Below are 24,132 nucleotides of genomic sequence, written 5' to 3' on the forward strand. Positions count from 1 at the left end.
CCCACTCAAAAAGCGAACATCGCAACGCTGCGGTCGATGAACCAGAAAGCGGCGACACCGCCGACCAGGTACACGGCGATACCCTCGCTGCCACGTGGCCAGCGCAGGTGCAGACGCTGCATCGCGCGCAATACGGACAGCACCAGTAGCACGAACGCCAGCTGACCGAATTCGACGCCGAGATTGAAAAACAGCAGGGCCATCGGTATCTCGCCGGCGGGCAGGCCGAGTGCCGTCAGTGCCGCCGCGAACCCCAGACCATGCAGCAGGCCGAACGCGAACGCGATCAGCCATGGATAGCGCGCTGCGAAACCACCCTCTCCGCGGCGCGTCTTGACCGCCTCGACCGCGACGAACACGATACTGAGCGCGATCAACGCCTCGACCGGTTGCGGCGGAACACCGATCCAACCGAGTGTCGCCGCCGCCAGGGTCAGGCTGTGCGCCACCGTGAACGCGGTGATCGTCTTCACCAGCATCCAGACACCGCGCACGATCCACAGCAGGCCGAGCACGAACAGCAGGTGATCGACACCGAGCAATATGTGCTTGATGCCCATGCCGGTGTAGGTCTTCACCTGGTCCGTCAGCGAAGGGCTCCCACTGACCGTGAAACGCGTGTTGTCGGGCGCCAGGCGTGTTGTCTGGCTGTCGCCGTCCAGACGCTGAACGCGCGCCAGTACATCGGTGCGGGTCGCCTCCAGGCCGTCGATCACGACCTGCCTGCCCGCCAGCCCGCCTTGACAGTCTGCGCGCCAGCGTTCGACGTAGGCATTGCCGACGAACCGCGTCGCCGGTTCATCAGCGCGGCAATTGTCGGGCAGTCGGACATACAACGCGAGGCGCCGGTCACCCCGCGCCGGCACCTTCCACAGTATGTCGAAGTGGCGCTGATCGAGTTCGCGCAGCTCCAGGAAACCCGGGCGCACCTCGTGTGCAAGCGTCGGGCCCGCGCACAGCGCCAGTAGCAACCACGCGACGAGACGATCACGATACGGCATCAGGGACGCACCGCCACGGGCATCGATTCGGGGGCCGGTGCCGGACCCGCGGACGCAGCCGGCGGCAGGCGGATCTCCACCGCATAACGCTCGCGCAACTGCTGATAGAAAAGCGCGTCCGCCTGGCGACGACGCTCGCCTTCCCACTCGCGTTCAACCTCGCTGCGCGCTTCGTCTAGCGGCGGCAACCGCGCGGCCTGCCTGGCCGACACCCGAACCAGGTGCTCGCCAAAGGCCGACCGGACGGGTCCGGACCAGGTGCCCTCGGTCAGAGGCTCGAGCGCGGCGGCGAACTCAGTACCGAAATGGTTGGCGATCTCCGCGGCACTGGCTGTATGCAGCATCGATGGCAACAGCGTCGGATCGCCCATTGCCTGCGGATCAGCCGGTGGCTGCCCCGCCCGCAGGCGGCCGAGGACCTCGGCGACCCGTTGCGACAGGTCGCCGTCGGTGCGGCGCGGGTCGAAGTACACCTGCTCGAAACTGTAGCGAGCCGGACGCAGGAAGCGCTCGGGATGGGTGCGCAGATAGTCCGCGAGTTCCGCATCGGTCGCCTGCTGCGCGGTCAGATCGGCATTCAGGAATTCCATCTTCTGGCGCATACGCCGGCGGATCACCAGGTCATCCTTGTCCAGGCCCAGTGCCAGCGCCTCACGATAGAGGATCTCCTCGTTGACGAAATCCTCGGCCAGGCCACTCAGCTCGTCGCGGGTCGGCGGCCGCAGCCAGGTGCGTTCGAACTGCTGCGCGAGGCGTAGCAGCTGTGCTTCGTCGACGACGATGCGATCACGTGTCGGTGGCGGGGCGTCACCGAACCAGCCGTAGAGCAGAAACAGCGTCGCGCCGATCGCCAGGAAATGCAGCAACGGCTCCCGCAGCGCGGATCTCAAGATTCCGTCATTCACCGTTTCTTACCATCATGAGGGCAGCCACAGGTACAGCGACGCGCACCATCGATCGGTGCATACAGGTCCGAGCGATGACTTGGTGGCACACCAACCCGTCAGAACTTCAACATCGCCTTCAGGAAGATCGTGTCGCCCTGGAGACGGTTCCGGGTACTGGTCTCGTGCAACCACTTCAGCTCGGCGAGCAGTTCGTTGCCGTTCAGCTTGCGGATGTATGAGATCGCCGGGCCGACGCCGACGGTCTTGGCCTTGAAGTCGCCGAAGGTCGCCCCGGACCCACTGTCGCCGGTGACCTGCTTGTAGTAGTAACCGGTCAGGCCGACACCGGCCAACCCACCCGCGAAAGGAAAATGCTGGGCCAGGGTCCCGTCGAGATGCAGCTGCTTGCCCGACCGGTAATGGGTGTCCGGATTCTCCTCGTTGATCGTCAGGCCGGCGAACAGCGATGCCTCGCGGCCATTCTTCTGGCCGAGATACATCAGCGCGACCGTCGGCTCGACCGACCAGAAGTTCTTCCCGGTGTTGGCGAGCCGGCCCACCTCGTAGTCGCCGGTCGGCGCATACAGCGTCAATCGGGCGTTGATGTTCAGATCCGGATTGACGGCGTAGTTGAACATCAGCGGCATCAGGATGATGTCGCCGAGGCCCTGCTCCTGGTCGCTGCGACGGACCGTCCCGGCGCGCGCGGTCACGTCCGCGGACACCTCGATGTCGACCAGCGGGACGGTCGCGCTCATCGCATAGCTCCATTTGTCGCCGATCGCGCCCCACTCCGGCCGCCAGAACATGGTGAACCCGACTGCGGTCGATCTCGCCTCGGCGCCTGCCGCAGTCATCCCGGCGATCGGCAGCGCCCGGTCGACACCGACGTCGCCGTTGTAGTGGACCACGTTCACACGCGCAATCAGCGTCTCGCTTGGCGCGACGCCGTCCATGAACGACGCGAACGAGCCCGGCAGGTAATGGCCCGAACCGCCCTCCTCGGCGAACGCACCGGTGGACCCGGCAAGCAGCCCGGCGACGCAGCCGATCCACCAGGTGGACAGGATTGCCGAACGCAAAGGCGCCGCTATACGCGATGACTTCAGTCTCTTCATGGGTCCAATACGCAACCGTTCAAAGTGGGAACAAGTACTTCGCGGTGAGATCGACGTTCCACGCCAGTCGAGCGTGATCGTCCGCAAACCGGACACCACCGGGGCAACGACGTCACCGAGCAGGCCGACACCGAAGGGCAACGTCAGCCGTCCTGGCCGTGCACGACGATGGCGCTCAGATGTGTTCACCCATCGCTCCCTGGACGCTGATCCCCGCCGTCCCGACCGACGAGGTCCCGGCGGCGTGGAACGGCCTTTCGGTCCGGCGAGTCACCTTCACTGCGCAGGTGCGTACCAGATCGGCGAGCCCCAGGCGCGTTCCTGGATGGTCGCCGGCACGTCGTCGAGCAGCGGGAGATTGTTCCGAACCGCGTCGTAGGTGCTCCAGCGCGGTGTCGGGATCTCGATCGCGCGGGCGTAGTAGAACGCGCCCTCGGCCGGGTCGAAGTCGTGGTCAGTCCAACTGCCCAGCAGCGTCGGTGCCCCGATATCGTTGGTGAATCGCGCGGTCTTCAGATCGACGGTGTTGCCGATCGCGGGCAGCTTGCCGGTGGCCGAATCGATCCGACGATCACCGGCCCAGACCACGTCGACGATCTTCTCGTTGATCGCGCCGTGGATGTCGACCGAGCCCTTGATGATCTGGATGCGGTCGAGGTTGGCACCCAGGGGGTCTTTTTCTGCATAGACCGTAAACGTGGGCGGCATCGAGTTCGGCGCGAGGTCACCGCCCATTTGGGTGCCGAGCAGGTAGCCTTCCTCGACCATCGCCACTGGATCCTTCGGGTCGCTCAGACCGACGCCACCGAACATGCGCAGCTTGATGCGCGGGCCCGAGGTGGCGAAGGTCTCGCGGCGCTTCATCGCGTCGAAGATCGCCTCGCGGGTGTTCGCGGTCGCCCACACCGCGCCCAGGGAGCCGATCGACAGGTCCTTGCCATCGATCCAACCCAACACGTCACCGCTGCGACGGCGCTCGACCGAGCCGTCTTCCGGGCCGTGTGCACCGACGAAGCCGTCTTCGGCCACGGCCGACATCAGGCCGTTATGATTGTCGGTACCACCCATGAAGCCGTACTTGAACGGGTTGACACCGAGCTCGGCCTCCATCGCGATGCCCCGCTCCAGGCCGGCGCGCACGAAATCGTACTTGTGGAACTTGCGTCCGGAGTTCTTCTGGATGGAGTCGGCATTCTCGAAACCGGCGAACTCGTCGGCGGCCCAGAACTTGCGATGCACCTCGGAATTGCCCTTCACCTGCATCATCTCGATCAGCGGTTCGAAATGCTGGCGCATCTGCGCATAGTCGAGATCGACCGGGTTCCCGAAACTGTCGGTGTCGGGGAACATGCGGCCTTTCGATGCATTCGAATTGTGCGGGATCGCCAGCAGGTGGCGCCCTTCGGCCTCCTGTTCGGCCATCCATTTCCACAGGTTCTCTTCCTGGTTGATCTCGATGTAGCCCGGCACCGTCTTCGGCACGTTGCTGTCGCGGAACAGTACGTTGCGATGCAGGTTGGCACCGTTGGGTGCCGCCGACCACTCGAAGCCGACGATCGCGGTGAACTTGCCAGGTTCGTTCGCCTCGTTGGCCGCTTTGACAATCACGTCCCAGGCACTCCGTGTCGTTGTCTGACCGGCATAGAACGGAGGATGCTGCGGCGTCGATGACCGGTTCGACGAGATCACGTACTTGAAGAACCATTGCTGGCGCTGTTCTATGTCCGTCAGGCCGCGGAGTGTCTTCAGGTCTTCGTTGTCATGGCCGGGGGCATCGGCATACATGGTCGAGTACATCTCGCCGATGTACTCCGCATGGTCGGTGACCGCCGCGAAGTCCAGCGGGCGCTTATGTTGCGCGATGCTGCCGTCGGGCAACTTGACCGCCTCACCTTTCGCATACCGGAGGCTGTCCGCCGGCATCAACCGGGTGCCGCCGATGTATGCATCGAGCGAGAACGCCGTGTGCATGTGCGTCTCGCCGAAGTAGGCATTGCGCAGGGCATCGTGCGCAGGCTTGCCGTCGCCGGCGTCGGCCGACTGCACCGCGGCCGTCGCCGTGAGCGAGACGATCGCAAGGCCGACGACTTTCCCTGTCACTGAACACTTACCCATGATCTGACTCCTCGTTTGCTGATGTCGTGCCCACATCCGTAGTCGCGTCGCGTCACGACCGGCCGTGCTGGATCGAATCACATCCTGTCGATCTGTTCATCGAGGCAAAGTTGGGCGGAAGTTTATCCCAATGCTCACATACGGACTCGCGCCCAGGTCGATCTCGGGCTCGTGCCACTCGCCCTCGGTGACCCGCAGGCCGCGCAACCCGCCGACCCCGGCCTCGGCCATCAGCCAGAGGTTGCCGTGGATCCGGCGCTCGGCCGACAGGCCCAGGTCCCAGCTGTCGAGCGTGAACGAGACCCGCTCGTTGCCCGACCTCAACGACCACGAGGCCCCGGACGGCGCGGCGCCGAAACGGAACAGGGTGTCCCTGTCCGGCGCATACAGGATCGCCGGCCACGGCAGGATCGCGCTCAGCGTCCATTGGTCGCTCAGCTCCCAGGCAGCGCCGAGATATGGCAGGTAGGTATCCTCGCCGTGACCGACGTCGAAGTAGGCACCGAATACCCACCATAGTTGATCGGTCTGGGCTAAGCGCGCGAACGCGCCGCCGAGGGTCTCCCAACTCCAGGGTGCGTCGCCGAGATTCGCACGGTGCCCCAGCGGCATCACGAATGCCGCGGCCTGCCAGCGATCGTCGACCTGGCGCAGCCAACCGACCGGCACGCCGACCGAGAGCACCTCGAACGACTGGAACGCATCGTTGCGCGCATCGAAATGCGACCAGCCCAGCCACTCGCCGACAAACACCACGTCGCGCGGACCGAGCAGGAAGGGTGCCACCGCACCCTGCGATACGGTCGTCTGGTCGAACGACAGCGACTTCGCGTCCGGGCGCCGGATCTCCGAATCGTTGTAGAAGCTCACGTCGAGGTACGCGAGCGGTTGAAACGGGACCTTGGAACTGGACCGCGCAAAGACGATCTCACTCTCGGCGAAGCCGCGGATCCAGTCTTCGAGCACGCCGGCAGTGGCCAACGGTGGGTACAGCGCGTGCAGACAAACGACCGCCATCAACCGGCGGACACCCCGTGACAACAGCACTTTCCCGATCATCGAGCGACCCTGCAAGCGCGCCCCCTCAGGCAATTCTATCCGCTGACGATAGGGCGCCGTATCCGCAACGTCGCCGCTGGCAACGCGGCCGGCCGTTTCACCGGATGTCTGTCGGGCCCGGCCCATGAATCCAGACAGCGCGGCGGACCTGACCCGGCGCCATCCCGCCGCCAGCGCAGGACTACATGGCCGGCGAATACCAGATCGGCGACGTGTAGGCGCGCTCCTGGGCCTTGAGCGGTATCTCGCTGGGCAGATCGAGCTTGAACTTCACGCGGTCATAGGCGGTCCAGCGCGGCGTCGGGATCTCGATCACCCGCGCATAGTAGAACGCCTTCAGGCCAAGATCGAAGTCCGGGTCGGTCCACACCGCGCCCAGTTCCGGCGCGCCGATGGTGTTGGTCCAGCTTGGGATCGACAGGTCAACGGTATCGCCGACCGGCGGCAGCTTGCCGTTCGCCCCTGGGCGGCGATCGCCCGACCACGCAACGTCGTAGACCTTTTCCTGTGGCTCGCCTGCGGCATCGAGCCAGCCCTTGATGATCTGCACCCGGTCGAGGTTCGCGCCCAAGGGATCGCGCAGTGCGTACACGAGGAAGCTGGGCGCCTTTCCGGCCGGCGCGGCCTGCAGGTCGCTGCCCATCGGCACACCCTTGGTATAACCGATCAGCGCCAGGTCGCGGCGCAGAGCATCGTCCTGGCTGAACTCGAATCCACCGAAAAAGCGCACGCGGATGCGCGGTCCGGTGGTCGCGTAGGCCTCACGTCGCGCCATGGCATCGAAGATCGCCTCACGCGTATTCTCGTTCGCCCACACCGCGGTGAGTCCGGAGGTGATGTACTGCCAGCTGTACAACCTGGCACCGTTGTCCTCGTTCTGTTTGGAGAGATGGTTGGCGCGGTGCGGATTCGGTTCGTACTGCGTGAACTTGCCGAAGTAGTTGTCGTTGTCAGGCGTGGTCATACCGACGTGATTGTCGCTGGCGCCCACGAGCCCGAACTTGAACGGATTGACACCGAGTTGCTTTTCCAACAGCAGGCCACGCTGCAGCCCGGAGCGGACGTACTCTCCCGGCAGCATCTCCGGCGTCTTCTTGACGCTCAGGTCGAGGTTGCCCATATCCCAGGTCTCGAAGTCGGCGAACTCGTCCTCCGGAGACAACAGCGGGTGCGCCTCGCCATCCCCTTTGACCTGCGTGGCCTCATAAAGGCGCTCCCATTTCTGGCGCGCCTCGGCGTAGGCGCGGTCCAGCGCCTTGCCGCCGTCGAAGTCGTCCTGCAGCGCAAACATCATCCCGTTCGACAAGTTGCCGTTGTGCGGGATCGCGAGCACACGACCGCCGGTCTTTGCTTCGTAGTTCGCCATCCACTTCCACAGATCGCGCGGATCCGGGCTGCCGATCGGTGGCGTGGTCGTATAGGGTTCGATCTGGCCGGTACGCGCAGGGCCGTCGCGGAAGATCACGTTGCGGTGCAGGTTGTTGCCCTTGACCAGGGAGGTCCACTCGAACGCGATGAACGTCGTGAAACGGTGCGGTTCATTGAATTCCTCGGCGGCCTGGATCAGCTCGTCCCAGACGCGGCGGTAGGCGGGGTTGCCCGGCTGGTAGTTCATCACCGCCGGGACCTTGCCCTGGGAGAACATCCCGGTCAGCTTGAAGGCCGCGTCCGCGGCCGCCTGGCCGCCCTTGTTGAACGCCTCGTGGAATTCCCTGCCGACCGGGTCGGCCAGGATCTCCGGTGTCCCGTTGATGATGTCGGTGATCGCCCCCATGCCGTCGGTATGATCGGTGATCATGTAGAAATCGAGCGGCTGGCGCAGCTTGACCGGCTGACCGGTATTGGAGGTGATCTGTTCACCGCGCGCGAGGCGGTAGGCGTCACGCGGGCCCAGCGTCGTGCCACCGCCGGCCGCGTCGGCCGAGATGCGGGTATGGACATGGGTATCGCCGAAAAAGGCGTCCGTGGGGAAGGCCCGGTCGGCATAGGGCGAGTACGGCCGGCCCCTCAGTGCCTCGGCGCTGATCCCTGCATCATCCATTGCGATCGCCGGCGCGCCTCCCAACAGCAACAGCGCAGCCACCCCGAGGGAACTCGATCGAACCATGCCTCTCTCCTCCTGTTGCGTGGCAACGCGCACGAACCAGGTCATCCATACCGCGCGGCCGCACCTGCCGCTGCAACGACGCCGCCGGCCCGGCGAGCGACTTTCCCTGCCCTGCCGCCGCGTCGCGTGCACGCGAACCAGTCTCTCGGGATTGCTGCAAGCCGCGCGCGTATTCTGTGCCGCCTCCACGGCCGGCACAAGGGCGACGCGAGCGACACTGCACAGCTTGAGTTTGAGACATATCACTGTCGTCTGCGGTCATCGCGGAAGACGAACAGACGCTTTAGGCGTTCGCCGGTTGCATCGACTTTCCCGCAAGTCCGGAATTGCACCAAGTCCGGTTTGCCATTCGCCAACATTCACGGGCAGCCCCCCAGGTAGCCCCAGGGGGCTGCCGGCACTCTAGGGTGACGCCGGTGCCGCTGCGAAGGTCACGAAGGCATTGGCCTGCCACGCCAGCGAACCGCTGTTGTCATTGGCCACGCGTCCATTGAAGCTGTGGCGAATTGCCGCATCGCGCACCCACAGATCGAGGACATAGCAGCAATCCTGGAACGATTTACCAAGATCCAGCATGTCGATGTCTCGCAGATGCACAGTCGTCAGATCGGGGGTGGTCCCGGTGTCATCGGTGTTCTTGATCGGCGGTGTGCCGTCATCCGGATCGTAGTAGTTGTGCGGGCCATAACCAACACTCGTTGGTGGCAGACCGCCTTTGAGCACCAGTCGATAGTTCCAATAGTACTGGTCGGAAAACTGACCATAAACCTGAAACTCGGTCTCCCCTTTCGGGGCTTCTCCACAGGCGGGTACGGGTAACAAACCGTCCTTCGTGAGCACCTGCAGCCCATCGGGATAACCGGCGATCACCGGCAGTGTGTTGTCGAGTTGCAGGTGATGCTCCAACGGCTCCCGATTCAGTGCTCCGCCCATATCTTCCCATTCCAGCCACAATACGTAATGGCCGTCCTTATCCGGTGGCGACCATCCAAGGCCGAGGGCATTGTTGGTATCCCAGACCGCGAGACGCAATCCCGAATTGGCACAACCAGTGAGGGTTCCATCCTTTGCCCCCAGGTAGGAGGCCGCATCCATCCAGCCGTCGGCATCGGTACCCAGGGAACCGGTCGCCTGGCAGGCCATCAACCACGGATTCCATTCGTATAGTGTCCAGTTCGTCCTGACCCCCGGAGAAACGCCTGTACCCGGAAAGCCATCTCCGGCGGGTCGGTAGGCAATCCGGAAACGCTTCACACCACTGTCTGGCAAAAATCCATCGACGGGTACGAACTGGCCACACGGCCTTCTTGGCAGTGAACCGGGCGGTGATGCTGCCGAATCGGCCCGATAGAGCCCAGTTCCCGGGCCGTTGATCGGGGCCAATCCGCCATTGAAGTCGACGACGGCCCGGTCGCCGCACAGCGTCTGAACATTCGGATCGACAGGCGGTTCAGTCGCTACGAAGTGGAGCGCATCGAGGCCCAAAAAGCGCGCGGCCGGTTCCAGTGCGGTCACCAGGTCAGGATGTTTGATCACGACACCGTTCCCCAGGCGCAAGACATCGCCATCGCTGAAAACCGGCTTGCCTTCGAACAGGATCTCCGTTGAGAAATGAATCGAGCGTCGGTTGCCGTGACGATCTGCACTGACGGCGTCCAGGCCAAAGTCCACTCCGCGATTCGGAACGCCGGCCGGCACGGACACAGGCAACAAAATCGAATTCCTTGCGACAATGGTCCCCGTCCTGGCGGACAGCAGGTCCCCATCGAGGAAAGGCAGCTTGGGCGAGTACGCCGTCCCCTCGGTCGAGAACCAGATGTCCAGTTGCATTTCGTCGAGTATCTTGGGCAATGCCTGCGGATTTTCGACCCAGAACTCACGCCCTTTTTCCTGGATCAACATCAACAATCGAACGATCGCCTCCTGGTCACCGACAAAGTGCACGGCGTCCAGGCCGAAATCCTGGGGTTTTGGTGTTTGAAACTGGGCCAGAAGCGCGACATTTGGCAGGATGGCACCGTTTGTCGCCAACAAGTCACCGGCGGTGAAACGGCCTTTTTCGTCGTCCAGTTCCGTAGAGAACGCGATCAGATGCTTTTCGGCAAGCACAACATCGACGGCATCGAGCCCGAGATCGAGTCGGACATCAAATGCACGCAGCAGATCACTGTTCCTGGCACATACCGAGACACCACCACCGGGGATCGCCCTAGCCAACAGGTCCCCATCCGAGATGATCGGGTTTCCGTCCGGTGGAACGGGCCCTCTGGTAAGAAAGTCCTCTTCCGTTGAAAAGACGAGACCTTGGCACAGCGGAGCCTGTGCGAAGCTCAGAACGGGTGCGGCGCAGAGTGCAACAAGCAATAGCGCCCTTTTCGCAGTAAGAAACAATCGCTTTTTCATCGCTACGTCCTCTATGTCTTGGGAGTTGTTGATCGCACCGCTGTCGATACGCGCAACGACTCGAATCACTGAAAAAAACGAAAGTCTTCTTATTTGTTGATCAAGCTTTGACTGGGTGTTCTCTCACTCCTTCACACGCATCTGCGACAACCGGGCATGCGCCATCTTCATCCAAGCCAATCAGCGCCTGCTTTTCTCCTCGACCGTACTGTCACAGAGAAAGACATGTACACGAACCCCGTTTCCCCCAAACTCCAACCCGGTGGTCCAGTTGGCATCGCGACGCTGAACGTCGCATCCATTCGGACCGCAGCGAACGAACAGGTTGCGTTACGGACCCTCGCCCCAGGAGTGACCGTTGCAACTTTCGCCACAACACGGCTTTACGGTTGCGCAGATAGTCGATCTCGCGCTCTGCTCTCATCGATCGACGGATTCTCCCGTTCGCACCGAACCACAGCGTGAACAAACCGTTACCGTTGATGGTTCAACGGAAACGCAGCGACAGAACGGGTAGTGTTTTGGGTTAACGCGGGGGCGGATCCGATGGAGCGCCAGGCACCGGGATGATCAGGAGAGTGAGTGACACACCGAGCAACATCCCTTGTCGAAGGCAGATCCACCAGACCAACTACGCAACATTGGTCACCTCCTAATCCCTTAGTGCCTGTATTGAATATAGACGACGTCGCAACAACTGCAATCGTCCAAAAGCCGTCGAAAAATCCTTCGCCACACATCCAGGGACCGGTGTCCGTCCATGAACCACATTCAATCGCCCAGATCACGACGGATCCAAGTCACACCATCCCAGACAACCCTCCGGGTACACCAGGGGAAGGATCGCAACCCGTCGATGAGCGCCCTACGGTTGCGTCGTCCGACGATCGTCGCCACGGCAGCTCATGGGGAAAGTCAGGTGGGCAACACTGGTCATTCACGCTTCCCTCAATGTCGACCTCGTGGCCAACCGCCACCGTGCACGATAGGCAATCCCCGCCCACACCCTCATAATCCCGCCATGCAGTCCGTCGGATCGTTGTGCGATCTCTTTTTCAGCCAACTGCCCGCGGGACCGGCCACGCCGCCGGGTCGAGGTGACCGGCTCATCGGAGGCCGGGTTGCCAGGCAAAACAGGGTCAGAAGAGGTAAGGGTTGATGATTTTTGGGTTGCTCGATCGTGGGCCACTGTTGGACGAGAGCTATGCCGAATGGATGCTGGACGTCTTCGCGTGGGCATTGCGCAACTTCGACGCCGCGATGTTCCACGATGAAACCGTGCTGGTCACGCCCTCCAATGAGCATTTTCCGGGTCGGGCGAACAGTCCCGACGAAATGGCAAGCCTGATCTTCGATCGGGTGGTTTCCTATGCGGGCATGGCGCATTGGCCACTGAAACTGTTGCCGCCGGACAGCTGCGTACTGGAACCGGCCGCCGAAGTGCGGGTGGTCGCAGGTGCACGCGGTTCACGCGCGGTAGCGGCCGCTGCGTCTCCGGCCAGTCTGACAATCAGCTACGACGCCAGCCATCTGAACAATCCCGAGGCGATGATCGCGGTATTCGCCCACACCTTGGCCCACTACCTGGGCACGTCGGCCAAAGAACCGCCACCGGGTGGCGTCGAAAACTGGCCACAGGTGACCGAGATACTCGCGGTATTCCTGGGGTTCGGCCTGATGTTCGCGAACACCGCCCTGGTTCTGCCACAGGGAGGCTGTTGTGGTGGTCCGGTGGTGCGACGCCAGGCGTTCGTGTCGCAACACGACATCACCTACGCGCTGGCCATATTCGCGGCCCTCAAGCGTCTTTCGGCAAAACACGTACAGAGCCACCTGAAGAAGTCTCTGCGCGGACATTTCAAGCGCGCATTGCGCGAGATAGAAGTCAGACATGCGCCGCGACTGCGCGAGATCGAACAGTACTCCATCCATTGATGACAGCGTTCAGACGCAGGCGCTCACGACCAGGTGCCGCCGGCATGCGCGATGTCTTGAATCACCATGACGCATCAGTAATGCCGACTTCCCCGTTGTACGCACATTGCCTGTCCACACTTTTAGCGAGAGCCATAAGGGCAAAGCGGGGCAGCCCCCAACGCCTCGACTGTGGCTGCGAAACGACCTTCGTGGCAATCAAGGTGGGCAGGCCGAGGCCGCCGGCACCAGCGCGGGCGCACTCGGGTTCGAAACGCCGGCACCGAACACCTGGGCCCGGGTGGGACGGGTGTTGAACGTGTTCCACAGATTGTTTGCCGAGGTCACGATCTGGTTACGGAAACCGGTCGTGACCGGCATGACGTTATCGGCACACGCACTGAGCCACCACAGATACAGAATCTGGTAGCGATTCGCGCCGTTGTATCCCCACGTGGAATCGCAGGAGCCCCCATTGCCACACGCGGTACCGCCGTCGTGCCCCTTGTCGTCGTGGCGCGCTTCGTGGACGATCGTACCGGCTCGCTGGAACACGTTCTGGTTATAGAAAAACGGCCAATAGAGTTCGATGTATTCGTCGATACCATCGAAATGCGTCGCAAAGGTTTGCTGCCCACAGCCGGGACAGAAGCCGGGACAACCGGATCCGCAGCGGCCGAGCAGTTCGTCGGTGTCGGCGGCGTAGTCGTAAAAATACGGCAACCAGTTGTTGCTGCCACTTGGTTTCGAGGTTCCGAAAAAGTCCAGGAGGTTCAGCGCATTGAAGGTGCGTCCCAGCGGCAGGTTTTCATTGCATGGCGCGTTGTAGCCGAAACCGCCATCCCAGTCATCACGTTCCATGTCGAAGTCATTCCAATGCTGGTTGATCGACGACTGGTTGCAGAATGCATCGAAGAACGTATCGAAGCTGGTCGTGTTGTTGCCAGGCGACGGTGAGCAGGCACCGACCCGGTGACAGGCATTGATCCGGAAGCCACGTGCCTGAAAATCGTTCAGCATCGCATTGATGTTGCCGCGGCGTCCGGCGATCTCGCGTACTTCCTCGACATTGCAGTTCTCTTCGAAGCACTCGCTTTCGTAGCTTTCGTGCAGCTCTTCCGATTCCTCGTTGTCGCAGCTTTCCTCGACGCACTCCTCCTCGAAATCAGCGCACGCGAGCGGGACGCTGAACATCAGTGCGAATCCGGCGAGTATCTGGAGTGATTGCTTCATTCGCATTCCCCTCGCAGGCAAACGGATCAAGGCGCCGGTGGCGCGACACCCGTCAATACCAGCCAATCACGGTAATCGCCAGGGAAGATCTCCACGAGCCATTTCAGCCGCACTTTTTCGCGCTCACGGACGATGACCTCAGCGAGCGACTGCCTCGCCTGCTCACGCAGCGGTATCTCGCGGTGTTCTGCAAGCACCCCGAGTCGCCGTGCTGCAACATCGTCTTCGAATGCGAGGTTTCCAAGCCCGCGAATTGCGGTCATGCGGACGATCGTCTCCTGCTGGATGGGGCCGTAGGTATCGTCCGGTAGCGGTTGACGTTCCGGAAGCTTCGCATTGGTGATCCGCAGCAGCGGGTCACGCGCTTGTGCGACGCGCAATTCGGCGAGTGTTTCGACCAGAATCGCTCGCTCGAAGTACAACGCCTTGTCCGCTTCCTCGTACGTCTCGACGATGGCCGTTACGCTTTCTCCAGGCTTTTCGCGCAATGCCTGCAACGATGCCTGGTAGTTGTTCTCGGCGTCGGGGCCGATAGCGAGCATGGTTTCAAGATGGCTGGCGACGGCACGGCCCGCATCTGTGTCGGGAAACACAAGTCCGGGCCTCGGCGTGATATCGACGTCAACTTGCCCATCGGCATCGGGCGCTTTGTCGCAGCCGGACAAAAGCGCTACTGCCAACAGTGCGCCGCACAGGCGTGACAGATGCGCAATACGCACTGAAAAAGACCGGCCGGGATCGACCAGGGAACGGACGACGGGCGCCAACCCGCGATTACTGCACCTGTCTCTCCCTGTCATGTGCCGGTCTCCCCAGCCGTCAGCGCTGTTGACCTGCCCTGTACCTACATGAACATCGGGGCTGTAATCAGAAAAGCTAGTCCCGCGTTGTGGGCTTGTCAATTCAGGGTGCCGGGACGCCTGCCATGCGTTATCGAAACGCGTCGTCAGCGAGCGTTCAACTGCCAGGGAACAACGTCGACCACGGGTATTTGTAGACCTGCAAAAGCACGAAGGCGAACAGATACAGCAGGCGGGTCGTGACTGCAGTCCGTTCGAGCTGGGCAATGCCGAGGATGATCAGTACCCAACCGAATCCGATGACCGGTGCGAACAGATAGGTTGAGAAAATGAACAACAAGAGCAGCGGGTGCCGCCAGGCGGCCGGCCGGCTGTTGGACGGCGCGACGAACGCAATCGCGATCGCGCACTGCACGAGGTAGTTCCACCATGTCACGAATCTTGCGAGGTCGTGCAGTTGACCACTACTCGCCAGTTTCACGCTGGTGAGCACACTGTCGTAGTTGACCAGTGCACGCCTGGCCGATGCATTGAGATCGCTGACGAACTCCTGGATACCGCCGACATACTGCGCCAACCCTGAGAAACGCCGGTCGAACAGCAGCTCGAAGTAAAAGAAATCCGTAGACAGGTAGTCGTCGGACAGTGACTTCTGCAACACCGCGATCGAAATGACGCCGACTATCAGCCAACGGGCCACGGTCTGCAGGGACCGTTCGGGGTCGCGGGTCGCGAGGCTGCAACAGATCGCCAGGCACCAGTAGGCAAGCAGATATTTGTGATTGTCGGTCGTATGCCAGTTCACGACACTGACAATCCCGACCAGGGTCGCTGCGAACAGCCAGAATCCTGGACGGTAGCGCAGGGCCGGCACGACCAAGGCGCAGATCGCCATTACCGACAATGGCAGACTTACGTAGACGTATTGCGGCGGATAAAACACCAGCAACAACAGCGTCAACAGGAGCGCCAAGTCCAGTCGACTCATCTCGCCGACGGCGTCGCGCAAACCTAGGTGCCACGCTTGTGTCGTTCGGCGGCTGATCCTTTCATCCACCGGTCTGACCCCGCGAAAACGCCTGCGCAATCTTTTCTGCACGCAACACGAGCTCTTCGCGATCGAAGCGATAGCGCCACACCTCGACGCGTACGCCGCTGACCTCCAATGGCGTATCCTGCGGTATCGGCTCGTCTTCTTCGAGCATGCGGACGAGCTGCAGCTCATCGAAGTCCAGGTGCGGAACGCCGGAAGCCGCCTGATAGCTGATATCGTCCGCCGATTGATCGTATCCGGGGCCGGACGATTTCAGCAGATCCAGGTAATGCTGCGATGCAGATACCATCGTGAGCGGTATCCAGGTGCCGGCCTGCAACCGCTGTGCAAGTACCGTGATCCGCTCGGCCGTTGGCATCACCCGTGCCTTGTGCGACAGCTTTGCCAGGTCACGCGGCACCATGACCGGGATTTCGCCATCGCTGGTCGACAGGTAGATGCGCAGAAAGCGCGCACTTGGTGAATCGACCGTCGTGAACATTCCGAATCCACCACCTTTCCAGCGCGACAGATCATTCCGGTCCACAAGGTAAATCTGCACGGCGGCCACCGCACTCAGCAGCACGGGGACGAGTGCGACGAGCATGCGATCACGTACCGTCCGGTCGAACTGTTTCATGATCTGTTTCCCGACTGGCCCGTTCGTGTTGCATTACTGTTGTCGCCCCCGTCAGGCAGAAAACCGTTCAGCACCCTGTTCATTCGCGCGGACCGCATCAGAAGCGGTCGTTGCCGGCAATCCCGAGATTGTTGATCTTGCGCACGCGAAGCACCCGCAACAGCGTATTACGCAGAGACCGCAATATCGGATACAGCCATCGCGAGCGCCGACGCGATCGGAAAGTCCGGTAGTTGATTCGGTTCCAGGTGTCGGAACGACTACTCATCAGCGCCAGCACATGCATCGCATCCGCGCCGTGATAAAAATTGTCCCCGATCACCACGACCATACCCTGGTCCAGATCCAGTCCACGCTCGTTGACCCATTCCTTTGCGGCACTGTCCTCGCGGGCATCGATGGTCTGCAACCGACCGAGTCGGCTGCGAATCCGCACCATTCGGGCATAGTTGCGACAGGCTGGACACTCTTTGTCGTAGATGAGGAGGATCTCTGCGGACTCAGGCGGATCGATCATGCGCGCCAACCGGCTTTGGGGGTCCTTTGCATGATTAAAGTGGCCCGGCTTGGATTATTCAAGAAGCGCGCTGTCGGCCGCGCGCTACCTGAACAAGCCACCGAAGCAAGGCGCGACGGCGCAGTAATGCTCGCTGCCGCTCCGAACCCAATGACCAAGGTCGCCCTACGCAACCGTGCTACACAGGCGCCCATCGTGTAGTCGAGAGTATTGAAGATATGGAAGGCATTTTCTTTCACTTGCAGCACCACGCATGCTGCATTCGCAGTATGCCCAACAGCAGCATCAGCCACTTCGCGACCTGGGTTGCCCCGCAGACCGTGCCGGCCGCCTAACCGGGCCGGTCTGCGCACCTCTATTACAATACCGGGCCCAACATGGCTACCGCATTGTTCAGCAGGCGACGCGGCCAATGCCAGGCGCCGACCGCCTGCGCCGATACCTCAAGCGAACCGGCCACGTATTGCTGCTGCCGCCGGCGTACCTGACCGGTGAGGTCCGAATCGCAGAACAGAATGTTGTTCTCGTAATTGAGGTCGAAGCTGCGCCTGTCCATGTTCGCGGAACCGATCAGCGTCATCTCACCGTCCAGGGTCAGCAACTTGCTGTGCAGCAGTCCTCCGGCGTATTCGTAGATCTTTACCCCGGCGGCCAACAGCTCGCTGTAGTAACTTCGACTGGCAGCCGCGACGATCCGCGAGTCGTTGCGCGCCGGAAAGATCAACGTCGTTGCGACGCCGCGCCGGGCACAGCTGCACAAGGCTGCCTGCATCGAGTTGTTGGGCACATAGTACGGCGTGGTGATGGTCAACTCGCGGCGGGCGTTGTAGATCAGCGACTCGAACATCTCGGGCATCGCCGAGTAACGTACCGTTGGACCCGTACCCATCGCCTGCGCCGTAAAGCCGTCCGGGTGCTCCCTTACCGGCTGGAGCAGCAGCCCATCGAGATCCTCGTCCACGTGGGCCATCCAGTCACCGGCAAACAGGAACTGGTTTTGCCGCGCGATCGGCCCCTCGAAGCGAATCACCGCGTCTACCCACGGGGCGTACTTGGCCTTGACCAGAAACTCCGGGTCGGCACAGTTCTGGCTGCCGCAATACGTGACCCAGTCGTCGATCACCACGATCTTGCGGTGATTGCGCAGATCGATCCGTCCCTTGAAAGGCCTCAACAGCGGGTTGCCGATCGGCAGCGCACTGGCGAGGCGCACGCCCGCGTCGCGCATCGCTTCCCAGTGCCGCGATCGAATCATCGTGCGCGAGCCCAGGTCGTCCGCCATCGCCCGGCAGACGACGCCGCGCCGCGCCGCGCGACACAGGGCCTCGACGACCTTCAGGCCGTTGTTGTCCGGCAACCAGATGTAGAACAGCAGGTGGACATGCTGCTGCGCGGCATCGATATCCCCCACCATCGCGTCGATGGTCGCGTTCGAATCGGACATCAGCGTGCCGCGGTTGCCCCCGACCGGCACGAAGCAGCTGATCGACCAGCCTACGCGGAACAGGTGGGCATGATGTTCCGCCAATGGCAGTGCCAACGTCTCCAGGTCCCGGCTTCGCACCCCGGGCAGATCCGGCATGCGCTCACGCAGTCTGCGTCGGCGCTCGACCCGCAGCCGGCCGATGTTCACCTCGCCGAACAGCGTGTAGATCACCAGCCCCGCCACCGGCATCGCAAAGATCACTGCCAGCCAGGCGATACGCGATGCGGGATCGCGGTGCGGGTGCAGTATGACGCGCACCGCCAGCCCCACCTGCAGCAGGACGTGCAGCGACACGGCCAACACCGCGAACCACGCCGAGTCCGTCATGCGCTGCAGGTTCCACGCCGTTGCGCAGACGCCGGCAGGATCGGCATCCTTCGGCACACGAGACCGACCACAATGGCGGTCGCAACGCGTTGCGCGACGCACTTGGGCGTCTGCGGCGGGCCGCCGGTGTGGGGCGAGTGATCGGCGATTCCCGGCGGCACCTGCGACATGGTCTTCAGTCCTGCTGCAGTTCCGGGCGGTCGCGATACTGGTCAAGCGTTTCCGGATTCAATAGCGCCTCGGTGTTGTTCACCGTCTTCCCCTCGATGACGTCGCGCACCGCCAGTTCCGAGATCTTTCCGCTGCGCGTGCGGGGGATGTCGCCGACCTGCAGGATCTTCGCCGGGACATGACGAGGGCTGGCGTTGTCACGCAGCACCTGGCGTATCTGCTGGCGCAGGCCGTCGTCGAGCACCGCACCGTCGCGCAACACGACGAACAGCACCACGCGCACGTCGTCGTCCCAACGCTGGCCGACACAGACACTCTCCTGGATCTGCGGCAGGCGCTCGACCTGTCGATAGATCTCGGCCGTCCCGATGCGTACGCCGCCCGGGTTCAGCACCGCATCGGAGCGGCCCTCGATGATCAGGCCGCCATCGTCTGTCAGCGTGGTCCAGTCGCCATGCGTCCAGACGCCGGGAAAGCGCTCGAAATAGGCTGCGCGATACCGGCTGCCGTCGGGGTCGTTCCAGAAGCCGACCGGCATGCACGGGAATGGCCTGGTGCAGACCAGCTCACCGGGCCTGCCACGCACGCTGTTGCCATCGCCATCGAAGACCTCGACCGCAAGCCCCAGACCGCGACACTGCAACTCGCCGCGGCGCACCGGCAGCAGCGGATTGCCGAGCGCGAAACACGACACGATGTCGGTGCCGCCGGAGATCGAGCTGATCTGCACACCGGGCCTGATATCGCGCAACACATAGTCGAAGGACTCCGGCGCCAACGGTGAACCCGTCGACAATACGGTGCGCAGTGACTCGAGGGGCAGATCGGGTGTCACGCGCACCCCGGCCTTCTCTTGCGCCGAGAGGTACTTGGCGCTGGTGCCGAACACACTGACCCCGAGCTCGTCGGCGATGCGCCAAAGGGCGTCGGGGGACGGATGAAAGGGGTTGCCGTCGAACAGCACCAGCGTGGTCCCGCTGGCGAGACCCGACACCAGCCAGTTCCACATCATCCAGCCACAGGTGGTGAAATAGAACAGCCGGTCGTCGCGGCGGATGTCGGTATGCAGTCGGTGTTCCTTGAGATGCTGCAGCAGCGTGCCGCCTGCACCGTGCACGATGCACTTGGGTCTGCCTGTGGTCCCGGACGAGAACAGGATATACAGCGGGTGCTCGAAAGGCTGCTGGGCGAACGGCGGCGGTGTAGCGTCCTCGCCGCTCAACGCCGCCCAGTCGAGCATGCCGTCCAGCGGGCCCGTGCCCTGCCAGCCGATCAGGATGCCGTGCCGACAGCCCGCGCCCAGCCCCTCGCGTACCGCGCGTACCTTGTCACGCAGGTCGATCTGTCGTCCCTTGAAGCGGTAACCATCGGCCGCGATCAGCAGTCTGGGTTCGATCTGACCGAAACGGTCGAGAATCCCGTCCACACCGAAATCGGGCGAACACGACGACCAGACGGCACCCAGCCAGCTCGTCGCCAGCATGCCGATCACCGCCTCGGGAATGTTCGGCGTGATCGCTGCGACACGATCACCCGGACCTATCCCCAGCTTGTGCAGCGCCGCGGCGAGGGCCGCGCTGCGACGGTAGAGCTGTTGATAGCTCAGGCGCCGCTCGCTGTCGTCCTCACCACGAAACACGATCGCCGGGTGATCGTCGCGGTAGCGCAGCAGGTTCTCGGCGAAATTGAGGCGTGCACCACGGAACCACCGCGCCCCCGGCATCGCATCGGGGTCGTCGAGCACAGCGTCCCAGGGACGACTCGCGATCACGCCGGTGAATCGCCACAGTGTCGACCAGAATGCCGCGCGGTCATCAATCGACCATTGCCATAGCTGTTCGTAGTCGGCGAAGCCGTGCCCTGACGTATCGGCGGCATACCGCATGAACGCGCCCATCTGGCTCGCCGACACCCGTTCCGCCGATGGCTGCCAGACGATTGGATGGTTTTCTGCTGTGGCGTCGCGTCGCATTGCCCTATCCTAGTGGTAACAATCCAACCTTAGCCAATCCGCCCATCGCCGATCAAAGGAAGCAGCGAAATGCCCGCGATTCAGCCACGTTCCCCCGAGGTCTATCTCAATCTCAACATCCGCGGCATGGGACCATCGGCGACACTGGCGATCAACGAGCGCTCCCACCGCCTGCAGGCGGAAGGGCGCGAGGTGTTTCGCCTGGGTCTCGGCCAGTCGCCGTTTCCGGTGCCCGATCACGTGCGCGACAGCCTCGCACGCAACGCCCATCAGAAGGACTACCTCGCCGTCAAGGGACTGCCGGCATTGCGCCAGGGGGTGGTCGACTGGGTACGACGCACCGAGGGGCTCGACTATTCGCCGGACAACGTACTGGTCGGGCCGGGCACCAAGGAATTGATGTTTCTGGTCCAGCTGGTCTATTACGGCGACCTGGTGATCCCGTCACCGTCCTGGGTGTCGTACGCCCCACAGGCGCGCATCATCGGTCGCCAGATCCACTGGCTGCGGACACGACCGTCGACCGGGCTGGGCGTGGAGCCGGACGCGCTCGAGGAACTCTGCCGCGAAGACCCCGAGCGCCCGCGCCTGCTGATCCTGAACTCGCCCAGCAACCCCACCGGGCTGTCGTACGATGCCGAACAGCTGCAGGCGCTGGCCGAGGTCTTGCGCAAGTACCGGGTCCTGGCCCTGTCCGACGAGATCTACAGCGGCACGCACTACGCGGGCGAACACATCTCGCTGGCACGCTACTACCCCGAGGGGACCATCATCAGCAACGGCCTGAGCAAATGGTGCGGTGCCGGCGGATGGCGGCTCGGGTTCTTCGTGTTTCCGTCCGGGTTGAGCTGGCTGGCCGACGCGATGGCGGCCGCCGCGAGCGAGACCTTCACCGCGACCAGCGCGCCGATCCAGTACGCCGCGGTCACCGCGCTCGAAGATCGCCCGGAGATGACCACCTATCTGCAGCACAGCCGAAAGATCCTGGGCAGCCTTGCAGAATATGCCTACCGTACACTGGCCGGTGCCGGCGCGGTGCTGCATCCCGCTTCCGGCGGCTTCTACCTGTTTCCACGTTTCGAGGCGCACCGGGAGAAGCTCGCGGCACGCGGCATTGACAGCGGCCAGGCGTTTTGCGAGCGCCTGCTCGACGAGACCGGCGTCGCGGTGCTGCCCGGCGTGAACTTCGGCCGCCCTCCGCAGGAGCTGTCGTTGCGCCTGGCGGTGGTCGATTTCGACGGCGCGCGCGCGTTGCAGAAGGCCGCCGAGGAACCGGTCGACGAGGCCTTCGTCGGGCAGTATTGCCATCGCGTCACCCAAGCGATCGACCGCATGGCGGAATGGGCGTCCGCCGACTGAACCCTGCAAAGCCGCGCTGTCACCGCCGTTAGGTGCAGCGTAGAATCCGCGGTTTTGCGGAGTCGGGCGTGGACGCGCTGCCTCTCGAAGTCCTGTCGATACTGGTCGCGGTCGCAGCGATGGCCGGCATGATCGATGCGATCGCCGGTGGTGGCGGGCTGCTCGCGCTGCCGGCACTGCTATGGGCCGGCCTGCCTCCAGTGCAGGCCCTGGCCACCAACAAGCTACAGGGGACCTTCGGCACCATGACCGCGTCGTTCAACTTCGTGCGGCGCGGTGAGATCGACCTGCGACGACTGCGCATCCCAGTCCTGATGACATTCATCGGTTCGGCGGCCGGCACCCTGGCTGTGCAACGCCTCGGTTCGGAAATGCTCGAACGCATCGTGCCGACGTTGTTGATCGTGTTCGCCCTGTATTTCCTCTTCTCGCCACGCATCGGCGATCAGGATGCACAGCACCGGATCGGACATGGCCTGTTCGGTCTCACGATCGGTTTCGCGGTCGGGTTCTACGACGGCTTTTTCGGGCCCGGCACCGGCAGTTTCTTTGCCGCAGCCTTCGTGCTGCTGCTCGGTTACAGCCTGCGCCGTGCGACCGCCGGCACCAAGGTGCTCAACTTCACCAGCAACGTCGCCTCGCTGATCTTCTTCGCGCTCGCCGGCGAGGTGATCTGGAAGGTCGGACTGCCGATGGGCATCGCACAGATGATCGGTGCCTGGATCGGGTCGCACCTGGTGATGCGCCACGGTGCACGCCTGGTGCGCCCGGTGCTGGTCGTGGTCTCGCTGGCGATCTCGCTCAAACTGCTGCTCGGCGACTGAGCTCCTGACGCGCCGGGCGCGGTGGCAGCCCGGTGCTGGGGGTCGAACCCGAGATCATGTGCAAAAAGCACAGATGGAGGTTCCCGATCAATCCGTCGCGTCCGTTGGCCTCCATCAGAACCGGAAATCTTCGCCGCCGATGGGGTCCGACGGTCCCTTCGTCCGGCGAGGCGACGCAGCGGCCGTCCGCCGTTTCAACGTCCGGAAGGCTCGTTGCACGCTGCACTCCGCTATCAGTCGTCCGACAGCTGCAGGCCCTCCCGGGCACATTGCGCGGCGGCCAGGGCAACGCTGGCCTGCAGTGCAGGACCGAGGGTCTGACCGCTGCGAAACGCCTGCACCATCGCAGCATTGAAGACATCCCCGGCACCGATGGTGTCGATCGCCGTTTCCAGCCGTGGCGCGGGTTCGTGCAGCAGTCGCCCGTCGCGCTCGACCGCCCAGGCCCCCTGCGCACCCCAGGTACAGCTGGCCTGCAGCCCCCGCGGCAGGCTGCGCAGCAGTGCAGCGGCGTCCGCGAATCCCTTCGACTGCGCATAGTCGCGCGAGAACAACGCCAGGTCGGCGAATTCGAACAGGGCCTCGATGCCCGGTCTCAGCTTTTCGACCTCCAGCGACACGCGCAGTCCGGCGAACGAACGCGCGCGCGTCAGCATGAGCGCCAGTTCGTCGATCGCACGCCCTTCGAAATGCACCCAGTCGAAGCCTCCGAGATCCAGGGCGAGGAAGTCCGCGGCGCGATACTCCGGAAGCTCGCGGAAATGCACGATGGTCCGGGAGCCGGTCTCGGCACTGAGCGTGATATACGAGGTCGGCAGCGTAGCCCCGGTGATGCGCACCGCGAACGAGGCGTCGACGCGGTAGCGAGCGAAACTGTCGTCGACGATCCCGGGGGCTGATGGAAGATTGCCGGCCCAGGCCACGTCGGCACCCAGTTGCGCAAGCACGACGGCGGTGTTCGCGGCATTGCCGCCCATACGTCGTGCCTGCGCGATTGCGCGCACCTCGTCGTCTTCGCGCGGATAACGTTCGACCCGGTTGACGATATCGAGCGTCGCAACGCCAATGCACAGAACGCGGGTCATGCCACCCTTCCGCAATCGACACCGGTTGCCGCGAACCGCCTGTGCGGCCAGCGCATGTCGCGTTGCGGCCTCATACGCCAG

General features: G+C 63.1%; 18 protein-coding genes. 3 read left to right on the forward strand and 15 right to left on the reverse strand.

The window, feature by feature from the left end; genetic code table 11:
• Positions 1-5: 5 nt before the first annotated feature.
• The 7 genes from H6955_03395 to H6955_03425 all read right to left on the reverse strand — a co-directional run bounded on the left by H6955_03395 (position 6) and on the right by H6955_03425 (position 10,690).
• The gene (locus H6955_03395; GenBank protein MCP5312574.1) at positions 6-1,001 is read right to left on the reverse strand and encodes a HupE/UreJ family protein; all 996 of its coding nucleotides are present in this window, start codon (positions 999-1,001) and stop codon (positions 6-8) included.
• The gene (locus H6955_03400) at positions 1,001-1,906 is read right to left on the reverse strand and encodes a peptidyl-prolyl cis-trans isomerase (GenBank protein ID MCP5312575.1); all 906 of its coding nucleotides are present in this window, start codon (positions 1,904-1,906) and stop codon (positions 1,001-1,003) included. Before H6955_03400 ends, H6955_03395 begins: the two co-directional genes overlap by 1 nt.
• 98 nt (positions 1,907-2,004) lie before the next feature.
• Positions 2,005-3,006, reverse strand: a complete 1,002-nt coding sequence (locus H6955_03405; protein ID MCP5312576.1) for a transporter — start codon at positions 3,004-3,006, stop codon at positions 2,005-2,007.
• Positions 3,007-3,282: 276 nt separating this feature from the next.
• Positions 3,283-5,121: a DUF3604 domain-containing protein gene (locus H6955_03410; GenBank protein ID MCP5312577.1), complete on the reverse strand. Its 1,839-nt coding sequence runs from the start codon at positions 5,119-5,121 to the stop codon at positions 3,283-3,285.
• 96 nt (positions 5,122-5,217) lie between these two features.
• Positions 5,218-6,180 carry a hypothetical protein gene (locus H6955_03415; GenBank protein ID MCP5312578.1) on the reverse strand — a complete coding sequence of 321 codons (963 nt, stop codon included), beginning with the start codon at positions 6,178-6,180 and terminating at the stop codon, positions 5,218-5,220.
• Positions 6,181-6,361: 181 nt separating this feature from the next.
• Entirely contained in the window at positions 6,362-8,287 is a 1,926-nt protein-coding gene (locus H6955_03420; GenBank protein ID MCP5312579.1) for a DUF3604 domain-containing protein, read from the reverse strand.
• Positions 8,288-8,689: 402 nt separating this feature from the next.
• Positions 8,690-10,690 carry a hypothetical protein gene (locus H6955_03425; protein MCP5312580.1) on the reverse strand — a complete coding sequence of 667 codons (2,001 nt, stop codon included), beginning with the start codon at positions 10,688-10,690 and terminating at the stop codon, positions 8,690-8,692.
• Positions 10,691-11,848: 1,158 nt separating this feature from the next.
• On the opposite strand from H6955_03425, the gene H6955_03430 reads away from it, so the two are divergent.
• Entirely contained in the window at positions 11,849-12,625 is a 777-nt protein-coding gene (locus tag H6955_03430) for a hypothetical protein (protein ID MCP5312581.1), read from the forward strand.
• A gap of 198 nt (positions 12,626-12,823) precedes the next feature.
• On the opposite strand, the gene H6955_03435 is transcribed toward H6955_03430, so the two are convergent.
• From H6955_03435 to H6955_03465, 7 genes are all read right to left on the reverse strand, one after another.
• Positions 12,824-13,837: a hypothetical protein gene (locus tag H6955_03435; GenBank protein ID MCP5312582.1), complete on the reverse strand. Its 1,014-nt coding sequence runs from the start codon at positions 13,835-13,837 to the stop codon at positions 12,824-12,826.
• A 26-nt stretch (positions 13,838-13,863) separates the two neighbouring features.
• Positions 13,864-14,739, reverse strand: a complete 876-nt coding sequence (locus tag H6955_03440) for a hypothetical protein (GenBank protein MCP5312583.1) — start codon at positions 14,737-14,739, stop codon at positions 13,864-13,866.
• Positions 14,740-14,794: 55 nt separating this feature from the next.
• Entirely contained in the window at positions 14,795-15,625 is an 831-nt protein-coding gene (locus tag H6955_03445; GenBank protein MCP5312584.1) for a hypothetical protein, read from the reverse strand.
• A gap of 61 nt (positions 15,626-15,686) precedes the next feature.
• On the reverse strand, positions 15,687-16,310 hold the full coding sequence (locus tag H6955_03450; GenBank protein MCP5312585.1) for a hypothetical protein: 624 nt from the start codon (positions 16,308-16,310) through the stop codon (positions 15,687-15,689).
• Between the two features lie 97 nt (positions 16,311-16,407).
• Complete coding sequence (locus tag H6955_03455) at positions 16,408-16,827, reverse strand: DUF393 domain-containing protein (protein ID MCP5312586.1); 420 nt, start codon at positions 16,825-16,827, stop codon at positions 16,408-16,410.
• A 358-nt stretch (positions 16,828-17,185) separates the two neighbouring features.
• Positions 17,186-18,640 (reverse strand): cardiolipin synthase, encoded by a 1,455-nt coding sequence (cls, locus tag H6955_03460; protein ID MCP5312587.1) that lies wholly within the window; start codon positions 18,638-18,640, stop codon positions 17,186-17,188.
• A gap of 175 nt (positions 18,641-18,815) precedes the next feature.
• Complete coding sequence (locus H6955_03465; GenBank protein ID MCP5312588.1) at positions 18,816-20,783, reverse strand: acetoacetate--CoA ligase; 1,968 nt, start codon at positions 20,781-20,783, stop codon at positions 18,816-18,818.
• Between the two features lie 69 nt (positions 20,784-20,852).
• Between H6955_03465 and H6955_03470 the strand changes: the two genes are divergently transcribed.
• Together H6955_03470 and H6955_03475 are read left to right on the forward strand one after the other, a co-directional pair.
• Entirely contained in the window at positions 20,853-22,142 is a 1,290-nt protein-coding gene (locus H6955_03470; protein ID MCP5312589.1) for an aminotransferase class I/II-fold pyridoxal phosphate-dependent enzyme, read from the forward strand.
• 119 nt (positions 22,143-22,261) lie between these two features.
• A complete protein-coding gene (locus tag H6955_03475; protein ID MCP5312590.1) occupies positions 22,262-22,966 on the forward strand; it encodes a TSUP family transporter in 705 nt (234 codons plus the stop codon).
• 233 nt (positions 22,967-23,199) lie between these two features.
• On the opposite strand, the gene H6955_03480 is transcribed toward H6955_03475, so the two are convergent.
• Positions 23,200-24,051: a ketohexokinase gene (locus H6955_03480; protein ID MCP5312591.1), complete on the reverse strand. Its 852-nt coding sequence runs from the start codon at positions 24,049-24,051 to the stop codon at positions 23,200-23,202.
• Positions 24,052-24,132 lie beyond the last annotated feature (81 nt).

Source organism: Chromatiaceae bacterium (genome assembly GCA_024235395.1).
Classification (GTDB): Bacteria; Pseudomonadota; Gammaproteobacteria; order Chromatiales; family Chromatiaceae; genus Thiosocius.